This window comes from Microbacterium sp. UBA1097 (genome assembly GCF_002313585.1).
Lineage (GTDB): Bacteria > Actinomycetota > Actinomycetes > Actinomycetales > Microbacteriaceae > Microbacterium.
The window spans coordinates 140,738-149,887 of sequence record NZ_DCBW01000060.1 but is presented as its reverse complement, the minus strand read 5'-3'; the positions used below and the strand labels follow the sequence as shown (position 1 = coordinate 149,887).

11 protein-coding genes are annotated in these 9,150 nt (G+C 66.4%); 3 read left to right on the top strand and 8 right to left on the bottom strand.

The genetic code is table 11. The features are described 5' to 3' along the window. The 3 genes from B4F19_RS14675 to B4F19_RS14665 all read right to left on the bottom strand — a co-directional run. Window positions 1–683 (bottom strand): SDR family oxidoreductase (locus tag B4F19_RS14675; RefSeq protein WP_292735930.1); only part of this gene is annotated, 683 nt, incomplete at its 3' end. 71 nt (window positions 684–754) lie between these two features. Continuing rightward, window positions 755–1,180 (bottom strand): hypothetical protein, encoded by a 426-nt coding sequence (locus tag B4F19_RS14670; RefSeq protein ID WP_292735927.1) that lies wholly within the window; start codon window positions 1,178–1,180, stop codon window positions 755–757. Then, a complete protein-coding gene (locus B4F19_RS14665; protein ID WP_292728528.1) occupies window positions 1,174–1,587 on the bottom strand; it encodes a hypothetical protein in 414 nt (137 codons plus the stop codon). Before B4F19_RS14665 ends, B4F19_RS14670 begins: the two co-directional genes overlap by 7 nt. A gap of 243 nt (window positions 1,588–1,830) precedes the next feature. Here B4F19_RS14665 and B4F19_RS14660 point away from each other — a divergent pair, with 243 nt between their 5' ends. From B4F19_RS14660 to B4F19_RS14650, 3 genes are read left to right on the top strand one after another with little or no spacing between them, the layout of a single operon-like run. Then, window positions 1,831–2,166, top strand: a complete 336-nt coding sequence (locus tag B4F19_RS14660) for an ATP-dependent DNA ligase (RefSeq protein ID WP_292735925.1) — start codon at window positions 1,831–1,833, stop codon at window positions 2,164–2,166. Further along, window positions 2,153–2,407: a hypothetical protein gene (locus B4F19_RS14655; RefSeq protein WP_292735922.1), complete on the top strand. Its 255-nt coding sequence runs from the start codon at window positions 2,153–2,155 to the stop codon at window positions 2,405–2,407. Before B4F19_RS14660 ends, B4F19_RS14655 begins: the two co-directional genes overlap by 14 nt. Next, a complete protein-coding gene (locus tag B4F19_RS14650; protein WP_292735918.1) occupies window positions 2,373–4,769 on the top strand; it encodes a phosphoketolase family protein in 2,397 nt (798 codons plus the stop codon). Before B4F19_RS14655 ends, B4F19_RS14650 begins: the two co-directional genes overlap by 35 nt. 20 nt (window positions 4,770–4,789) lie before the next feature. On the opposite strand, the gene surE is transcribed toward B4F19_RS14650, so the two are convergent. From surE to B4F19_RS14625, 5 genes are all read right to left on the bottom strand, one after another. Then, window positions 4,790–5,536, bottom strand: coding sequence for a 5'/3'-nucleotidase SurE (surE, locus tag B4F19_RS14645; protein ID WP_292735915.1), 747 nt, complete (start codon window positions 5,534–5,536; stop codon window positions 4,790–4,792). Beyond that, window positions 5,533–6,534 (bottom strand): 1-phosphofructokinase family hexose kinase, encoded by a 1,002-nt coding sequence (locus tag B4F19_RS14640; protein ID WP_292735912.1) that lies wholly within the window; start codon window positions 6,532–6,534, stop codon window positions 5,533–5,535. Before B4F19_RS14640 ends, surE begins: the two co-directional genes overlap by 4 nt. Before the next feature lie 11 nt (window positions 6,535–6,545). Beyond that, on the bottom strand, window positions 6,546–7,094 hold the full coding sequence (locus B4F19_RS14635) for a type 1 glutamine amidotransferase domain-containing protein (protein ID WP_292735909.1): 549 nt from the start codon (window positions 7,092–7,094) through the stop codon (window positions 6,546–6,548). A gap of 95 nt (window positions 7,095–7,189) precedes the next feature. Further along, complete coding sequence (locus tag B4F19_RS14630) at window positions 7,190–8,761, bottom strand: DHA2 family efflux MFS transporter permease subunit (protein ID WP_292735907.1); 1,572 nt, start codon at window positions 8,759–8,761, stop codon at window positions 7,190–7,192. A 138-nt stretch (window positions 8,762–8,899) separates the two neighbouring features. After that, window positions 8,900–9,109, bottom strand: coding sequence for a hypothetical protein (locus B4F19_RS14625; RefSeq protein WP_292735904.1), 210 nt, complete (start codon window positions 9,107–9,109; stop codon window positions 8,900–8,902). Between the last annotated feature and the right edge of the window lie 41 nt (window positions 9,110–9,150).

Here is a 9,150-nt window from a genome sequence, read left to right as displayed (position 1 = left end):
TTGACCCGGATGCCGCGGGGACCGAGGTCCTGCGCCATGGCGCGCACAAAAGCAACCTGCGCCGCCTTCGTCATCGCGTAGTCGAGCAGGCCCGGCGAGGGGTCGAAAGCCTGGATCGACGACGTCACGATGATTGCCGAACCGGCATCCAGGTGCTCCATGGCGGCGCGCGCCGAGAAGAGCAAGCCATACAAGTTCGTGCGGAACGTCCGATCGAATTCGGCGGTTTCGAGCTCGGCAAGACTGTCGCGGTCGCGCTGGTAAGCGGCGTTCAGGACCAGGATGTCGATCCCGCCGAACTCGGCTACCGTGTCGGCGACGATCTTCTCGGCGAACCCCTCGTCGCGAACGTCACCGCTGAACGAGGCAGCGCGGACGCCCGCGTCGCGAACGAGCGCGACTGTCTTCTCGGCGTCCTCGTGTTCTTCCGGCAGCGACGCGATGGCGACATCCGCGCCCTCACGGGCGAAGGCGATCGCGACCGCCCGACCGATTCCCGAGTCGCCGCCGGTGATCAGCGCCCGCCGCCCGGCGAGTCGGCCGTGCCCCACATACGAATCCTCGCCATTGTCCGGCGTCGGAGTCATCGCAGTCTCGAGCCCCGGCTGCTGCTGTTCCTGCTCGGGGAAATCGTCGGTGGTGTGTGCGGTCCGCGGATCCTGGGATGCGTCGTGCGAAGTCATGCGGCGACGATAAAGCGGACACCCGCGGGCCCCCGAGGGACTTGACCATCCGCCCCGGCGGCGCTAGGGCTCTACCGGGGCAGCACGTGCTCCGGCAGATCGCGAAGGAAGATCTCGGCGGTCTTCGGCCCGATGCCCTTCATCGCCGTGAGCCGACGAGTCAGTTCCTTGCGGTCGCCGCTGGTGCGCACCATTTTCGACACTGTTCCGTACTCGTCGACGATCGTTGCCATGACCTCGTGCAACTCATCGGTCATGATGTAGTCGATCCGCGCGTAATGGGCGTCATCGAGGATGGCGCGTAGCTCTTCGCGCTCGAGCTCGGCGTACTTCGGGGGGCTGGTCAGTCCGCGATCGATCAGGGCGCGGTACGCGTCAGCGCCGACGGACTGCTGCACCGGCCGGCCGAAGAGCATGCTTGCAACGAGCCAGCGATACATGGCCTGCCCGGTGCCGCGGTCGAGATGGATGCCGAGATCGGCGGCGTGAATCACCATGTGTTTCGTTTCCTTTCGACGACGAAGGACGTGGTCAGGGTCACCCCGCACAGCGCAACGGAAACGGCGATCTCGGGCGGGTGGACCCCGTGCGCGAGCAGCCCGAACCCGTGTGGGTCGATCACGGCGATCGCGGCAATGACGCCGAACACGATGCCGACGAGCCGCAGGCGTATTCGCAGCGAGGACGCCGGATGACGCAGGCCAGTCAGCAGGACGGCGACGAGGACGATGCGAGCCAACGTCAGGGGAGGGTCTGCGCTCAGGAGGCCGAGGAAGACCGTCGAGCCGGGCAGGATGCCAGCGAATGCTGCGGAGGTCAGCAGCGCCAGAACGGCTATCGCGACGGCGCGGTGGATAGCCCATACCACCTGTGCTGGCGATGCTGCGCCGCTAGAATCGACCATGAGACCTCCCCGCGTCGTGACGCGACGGTACGCCGGGGTCGATGAAGTGAGTCGGGGGTTGCGCGCTGGCCAGGAGCGTGCCATCGTCCGCGGGAAAGATGTGGTCGAACGTGCCTTAGGGGGTACGAGGGGTCCTGGTCAATACCCTCGCGCTTTCGGGCTCGGCGTGCGAAGGTTCACACGATCCGCACCACGGGATGCCCCGATGATTCGGGTACATCCGCACATGGGAGAAAGAGCGGAATGGGAAAGTTCATCTACGACGGAAACGTCAAAGTCGATTTCGACGACCGCACGTTGGCTCACCTTCAGGTGGTCATCGGCACGAAATTGAGGCGTAACGAGGCCTTCCACTTCACGTGGAAGGACGACGCGAGCATCGGAGACGGGCGCACCACCGTGTGGGTCCATCCTCGCTGCTCACTGGTCTACAAGTTCTACGGGGGCAGGCGCCCGCAACTGAACATGGCGTGGGTCGAAGCACTCGCCTACACCGCGAACTCCCCATCCGGCCTGTACGTGGTGCCCGAACCCAAGGAAGGCGACCCGGTGCCCGGAGGGAACAATGAAGCGCATTGACATCGTGTACGGCGGCGAGCTCTACAGCGTCGGTGGCCGTGAGTTCGAGGAGGTGCGTCAAGAGGTCGTCGATGGGACGGCGGATGGACCGAGTTGGCTTCGCGTGAACGACGGCGAAGGCATGCGCCGCGAGGCCTACCTGTTGCTCTCTCCGGGCGTTCCTATCGCGCTTGTGCCGGTGCCTGACGACGACGTCGAGATCGCCGGTGACGGACAGTGGAGCTCTGACGGCGATCACTGAGTTCGCCCGTACGGATGCTGCCGCACGCGTCGACGCGTGGTGGCGAGCAGCCACCTACCTGAGCGTCGGACAGATCTATCTGTGCGACAACGCCCTGCTGCGGCGACCACTCGAGCCTGAGGACATCAAGCCCCGACTGCTGGGTCACTTCGGCACCGTTCCGGGCCTGACGCTCGTCTACGCGCACCTGAACCGGATCATCGCCGAGCGCGGCACAGAGATGCTCTTCGTGGCCGGTCCCGGCCACGGCGGACCCGCCATGAACGCCGTCAGCTGGCTGGAGGGGACCTGGAGCGCGACCTACCCCGACATGCCACGGAGCGAGCACGGCATGCGCGAGCTCTTCTCGCGATTCTCGGCGCCCGGAGGCATCCCAAGCCATACATCTCCCCACGTCCCGGGATCGATCCAGGAGGGCGGTGAACTGGGCTACTCGCTGGTGCACGCGTACGGCGCAGCTCTCGATGACCCGGACCTGGTCGTTGCCTGCGTCATCGGCGACGGTGAGGCAGAGACCGCAGCGCTGTCGGCATCCTGGCAGTCGGCCGGCTTCCTCGACCCTCGGACCGACGGTGCAGTACTGCCGATTCTGCACCTGAACGGCTGGAAGATCGACAATCCCACGGTCATGGATCGGATGCCGGAGCATCAGCTGCGTGACCTCATGAGTGGCCACGGTCACGAGCCGATCATCGTCGATCTTCGCGACGCCACCGATCCTGTCGAGATTCACAGTGTCATGGCCCACGCGATGGACCGTGCGTTCGATCTGATCGCGCAGATCCAGCGTCGTGCGCGCAGCGCGGGAGGGCCAGAGTCCGCACGGGCCCCGCGATGGCCCATGATCGTGCTCCGCAGCCGCAAGGGCTGGACCGGCCCCGAGGAGGTGGACGGTGAGCCTGTCGAGGGAACCTGGCGGTCGCACCAGGTCCCGCTTGAGGATGTCGCGTCGTCACCGGACCGTCTTGCACAGCTGGAGCGATGGCTTCGCTCCTACCGCCCCGACGAGCTCTTCGATGAGCGCGGAGTTCCCACACGAGAGGTACGGGAACTGGTCCCGGAGCCGATCGAGGCCACGATGAGCGGCTCACCGCGCGCGAACGGCGGCCTGCGCCGACGAGTTCTTCGGATGCCGAAACTGGCGGACGAGGCTCTCCAGAGCGCAGACCGTGAGGGTGGCGCGTCGGCGACGACGGTGTTCGGCGAGTGGCTCGGCGAACTGGTGCGGCTGAACCCCCGCGACTTTCGGATCTTCGCCGCCGACGAGTTGCGGTCGAATCGGCTCGCGCACGGCGTGCTCCCCGCCACCGCTAAGCAGTGGAACGAGCAAGAGCGCGGTGTCGACAAAGATCTGGCGGCCGAGGGCCGGGTCATGGAGATCCTCAGCGAGCACCTGTGCCAGGGATGGCTCGAGGGATACGTGCTCACCGGGCGCCATGGGCTGTTCACCTCGTACGAGGCGTTCGTCCACGTCGTCGACTCGATGTTCAATCAGTATGCGAAGTGGTTGGAAGCCGCTGCCACCTATCCATGGCGTGCCGAGCTGGCAAGCTTCACTTATCTGCTCTCCAGCCATGTCTGGCGCCAGGATCACAACGGCTTCACCCATCAGGACCCGGGCTTCCTCGACCTCGCTGCCCGCAAGAGCTCCGACATCGTGAGACTCTCGCTTCCCCCCGACGCGAACACGCTTCTGGTCACGATGGAGCGCGCCTTCACCGAACCCGGCCGGATCAACGTCGTGGTGGCGGGCAAGCAGCCTGAGAACCAGTGGTTCTCCCTCGACGCCGCCCGCCGGCTCGTCGCGGATGGCGTCGGCATCCTGCCCCGGGCGGGTAACGCACAGAGCGGAGCCGGTCAGAACGGAGGCGAGCCGGACGTCGTTCTGGCCTGCTCAGGGGACGTACCCACCCAGGAAGCGGATGCCGCCCGTGAGTTGCTGAGCGAGCTGGTGCCATCCGCGCGCGTCCGTGTGGTCACCATCATTGATCTGCTGCGCCTACGGGCGGGGGAGCCGCAGAGCCTTGACGATGAGGCCTTCACCACCCTGTTCGGCGACGGAGTGCCGATCGTCTTCGCGTTCCACGGGTATCCGCACCTCATCAAGGAGTTGCTGTTCGATCGACCGCTGACAGCTGGTGTGTCGGTGCGTGGCTATCAGGAGCGGGGATCGACCACGACGCCCTTCGACATGCTGCTTCAGAATGAGATCGATCGATTCACCCTCGCTGCCGACGTCCTCGAGCGGTGCCGCATGGGTGAGGGCGAACGAGCCGAGGCGCTCGCGGTCCTGGCACGTCGGCGGGAGCATGCGGCAGACCACCTGCGGCGCTTCGGTGTCGACGACCCCGCGCTTGCATGAGCGGGACGGATCAGAGGCGATCAGGCTAGCGCGCGGCTCAGAGGCATGCCCGAGACCGAGGCGATACTGGTGACCGTCGCCCAGCCGTCTGCCAGAAGCGCCGCGTCGGTGCCGGGCTCTGGCCGGTTCGGCAGGTCCTCGACGGCAAGACTGATGTGGTGCTCATCCCGCTCGGCCAGCGTCGTCTGAACGATGCCGAACGGAGCAAGCTCTGCCTCCACGATCCCACGAGGAAGCTCGGTATTCGGGACGTTGACGTTCAAGATCGTGCCCGCCGGCTCGTCCATGAGGTACGGCAGCAGCTGATCGACCACCTCGACGGCGCTCTCCCACCAGAACGTCTCCGGCGCGAAGCCGACATCGAGTGACACAGCGATCGCGCGCGCGCCGTGCAGGCCCCCCGTGAGCGCCGCACCCACTGTTCCCGAGTGCACAATCGCGCGACCGACGTTGGCGCCGTGGTTGATACCTGAGATGACGACGTTCGGTGGCTCGCCGAAGGCGCCACGCGCTGCGATGAGCGCGATCAAGCCCGGTCCAGCGTGCACCGCGTGCGCAGGCACGCCCGCCGCGCCAGCGAGCTCACGTCGCTCCACGCGGATCCGCCCGTCAGACTGCGTCGCCATGATGGAGGCGCTCGACCCGCTGGACTGCGCTGCGGGCGCGGCGATCACCGGGTCGAATCCCGCTCGATGAAACCGCCGCGCCAGCGGAGCGAGACCGTCGGCGTCGATTCCGTCGTCGTTGGTGATGAGGATTCGGGTCATGGGGCTTCCTGGCCCCTTCCGGTCTGCTCCGGAGTTGTCATGGCGGCCAGGTCATCGGGTGTGACGCGGCCATCGGCAGGAGTTGCAGCCGACTCCACGACACGAACGCTCACCTGGTCACGGAGTCCCTCAATCGCATCACGGTGGCCCGTGCCCAATCCGTGCCTCGTGACGTTCAGCGCTCCCGCCGCGGCGCCCAGCGTCACGGCTTCGCGAACAGTCTCGCCGCGCGCGATCCCCGCGACGACTCCGGCCGTCAGAGAGTCGCCGGCACCGCGATGGTCGGCGATCTCGAACCGCGGCACCGCGATCTCGGCGAGGCCCTCGGCATCCAGGAGCAACGCCGGCTGACTTGCCCGCGTGAGAATCACCGTCTCCGCCCCTCGCGAGCGCAACTCACTCATCCGCTCCGCTAGATCAGCAGTCGATCCGTCGCCCTCATCGGCGGCAAGCTCCTCATCGCTGAGCTTCAAAACGCTCACGCCACCGCGCAGCGCGGCATCCAGGCGTTCACCGGCGAGATCCACCACAACCGTCGCTCCGCCGCGACGCAGGTCCGAAGCCAGACGATGGTAGATCTCGACGGGAATCTCGTCGTGGGGCGGACCGCTGAGAACCACGAGGCCCGTGTCGATTCCCCGGCTGAGGGCGAGCGAGTACAGCTCGTCCATTTCGTGCCGGCCCGGGGTCGTCGCCCGCTGCTCAGCGATCGTGCGACGTTCCCCATCCCGGCGATCGTGAATGTAGGCGGAGCCGCGGTCACCGCGTTCGATGGCGTCGATCGTGATTCCCTCCCGTTCAAGGAGAGTCCGGATGACGAGGCCGCTCTCGCCGCTCAGCAGCGCGCACAGTGTCACATCGACTCCGAGCAGTGTGAGCATCCGTGCCTGCCAGACCCCTTGACCGCCGGCATGCAGGTGGACATCGTCGCCGGAGGGATGACTCTCAATCGTGACCGTCAGAGTCGGGGACGGTGCGAACACCGTCGCGCTGTTCACCGAGGCGCTCCTCAGGCCGTCTGGCCCTCGTGCTGGCCCTCGCCGATCTCCTCGACGAGCTTGTCGTTGAAGGCGGGAAGGTCATCGGGGGTGCGGCTGGAGACGAGTCCCTGATCGACGACGACTTCTTCGTCGACCCAGTTCGCTCCCGCGTTTCGCAGGTCGGTTTGCAGGCTCGGGTAGCTGGTCAGGGTGCGTCCTTCGACGACGTTCGCCTCGATCAGCGTCCATGCGCCGTGGCAGATCACGCCGACAGGCTTGTGCTGCTCGAAGAAGTCGCGCGCGAAACCGCACGATGCGGCATCCATGCGCAGATGGTCGGCGTTGACGACGCCCCCGGGCAGGACGAGCGCGTCGAACTCGGCAGCGTCGGCGACGGAGCTATCGATGTCCACGCTCTGCTGGTGACCGTTCTTGCCCGTGACGCTGTCACCTGCGGGAGAGACGAGACGAGCCTGGGCCCCGTGCGAGGTCACGGCCTCCCAGGGCGAGGTCAGCTCGCTGTCTTCGAAGCCATCCGTGACCAGGAATGCGACGGTCTTGCCCGTGAGATGCGACATAGTGATCCTCCCTTGTCTGTGTGCGTACAGAGACGGTACGAGGCCCCTGCCCGCAGGGGCAGGGGCTTGCACCTGGGAGACTCGCTCGCTAGGGATCAGTGCGCGGGAATGGCACCCTCGGGCTGGTCAGCGGGTTTACGGATGATGAAGGCCCCGACGAGGATCGGCAGCGCAACGATAGCCGAGACCAGGAAGGCTCCTCGTGCCCCAGCCGCTGCTGCCTCGTTGGCCGGGAGACCCGCTTCGACGGCGGAGGCGGCGATTGCCGACATCGTCGTGACCATGACGGCCACGCCCGCGGCTCCCGCCACCTGCTGCACGGTTCCAAGGACCGCTGATCCGTACGAGTAGAACCGAGGCTGCAGCGAGGCGAGAGAGGCCGTGAACAGCGGCGTGAACGAGAGCGCGAGACCCAGCGACAGCACGATCTGCGTGACGAGAATGACCCAGATAGAGGTGTCAGCCCCGTAGGTTGCGTAGGCCCACAGCGCCGCGACCGCGAGTACCGCACCGGGAACCAACAGCACGCGGGTTCCTGACGTGTCGTAAATGCGGCCCACGATCGGACCGGCAAAACCCATGGCGAGCGAACCCGGCAGCAGCAGGAGGCCACTTTCGAGCGCCGTCGCACCCACCGCCTGACTGAGGTAGAGGGGGAGGACCGTGATGGCACCGAAGAACGCCATCGAGAGGACGCCCATCTGAGCGATCGACAGGGAAAAGTTGAGTGACCGGAACACGCGCAGGTCCATGAGCGCGTCATCCTTGCGTTGCAGCACAAGCTGGCGCCACACGAACAGCGCGAGGGCGACGACGCCGACGGCGATCGCGATCACGAGGGTCATCGTGGAGCCGGCTTCGGCCGCGGCGTCAGTCTGCGACCCGCCGTGACTTGCGGCGCCGCCGATCTGGCTGAGCCCGTAGACGAGTCCGCCGAACCCGAACGCCGACAGGATCACCGACAGCACGTCAATCGGTGCACGGGTGGTTTCCCCGAGATTGCGAATCCAAATTGCGCCGGCAACGAGTGCGGCGATCGCAATCGGCAGGACGATACCGAAGATCCAGTGCCACCCCAGGGAGTCGAGGATGAGTCCCGACAGGGACGGGCCGATCGCCGGAGCGAGCGCGATGACGATGCTGACTCGCCCCATCATCCGACCGCGCGCGTGCGGCGGCACGATGGTCATGAGCGTCGTCATGAGCAGCGGCATCATGATCGCGGTGCCCGATGCCTGAATGACGCGCGCGACGAGAAGGATCTCGAAGCCGGGCGCAATGAAAGCGACAGCCGTGCCGGTCGAGAAGAGAGTCATCGCCGCCAGGAACACCTGCCGGGTCGTGAAGCGCTGCAGAAGGAAGCCGCTGATCGGGATCACGACGGCCATCGTGAGTATGAACGCCGTCGTCAGCCACTGGGCGGCGACCGCGGTGATGCCGAGGTCGACGATGAGGTGGGGGATCGCGACGCCCATCGTCGTCTCGTTGAGGATCGCGACGAAAGCCGCAGACAGGAGGAGCCAGATGATCCGGCTCTCTTCGGGGCGAAGGTTCAGCCCCGGGACCGGCGTTGCGGAATCGGGGCCGGCAGGGACGACCGGGATCGAGCCGGTCTGCGGGTTCGCGTTGATCGCTGCCACGGGCGGGTCCTCACTATCAGGGCGCATGTCGTCGGAGTCGAAGGGGAGGGGACGCCGAGAACGGGCGCACGGGAGCCACGCGTGGTGGCGACGTTCACGATAACGGCGGGAACCGACATTCGATTCCCGAGGGGTGGAAGCTCGTGCTTCCGGGAGCGGCTGGGCTCAGTCGTCGAGGGTCTCTTCGTCCACCGACTTGTCCCACTGCTCGGACCCGATCGCGTTCGTCGGATGCGGCGTGGGCTCTTCCTCGAGAAGATCGGCCGGTGCCGGCGAGATGAGCTGCTCCTCCGGGATCGACTTCAGGTCGTCGATTTCCTTGCGAAGCGCGTCCAGGTCTTCGTGTCCGGTGCCGGCGCCATCGTTCGCAGTCATGGTCACAGCCTACCGGTGTCGCCACCCGGCGTTATGCTCCA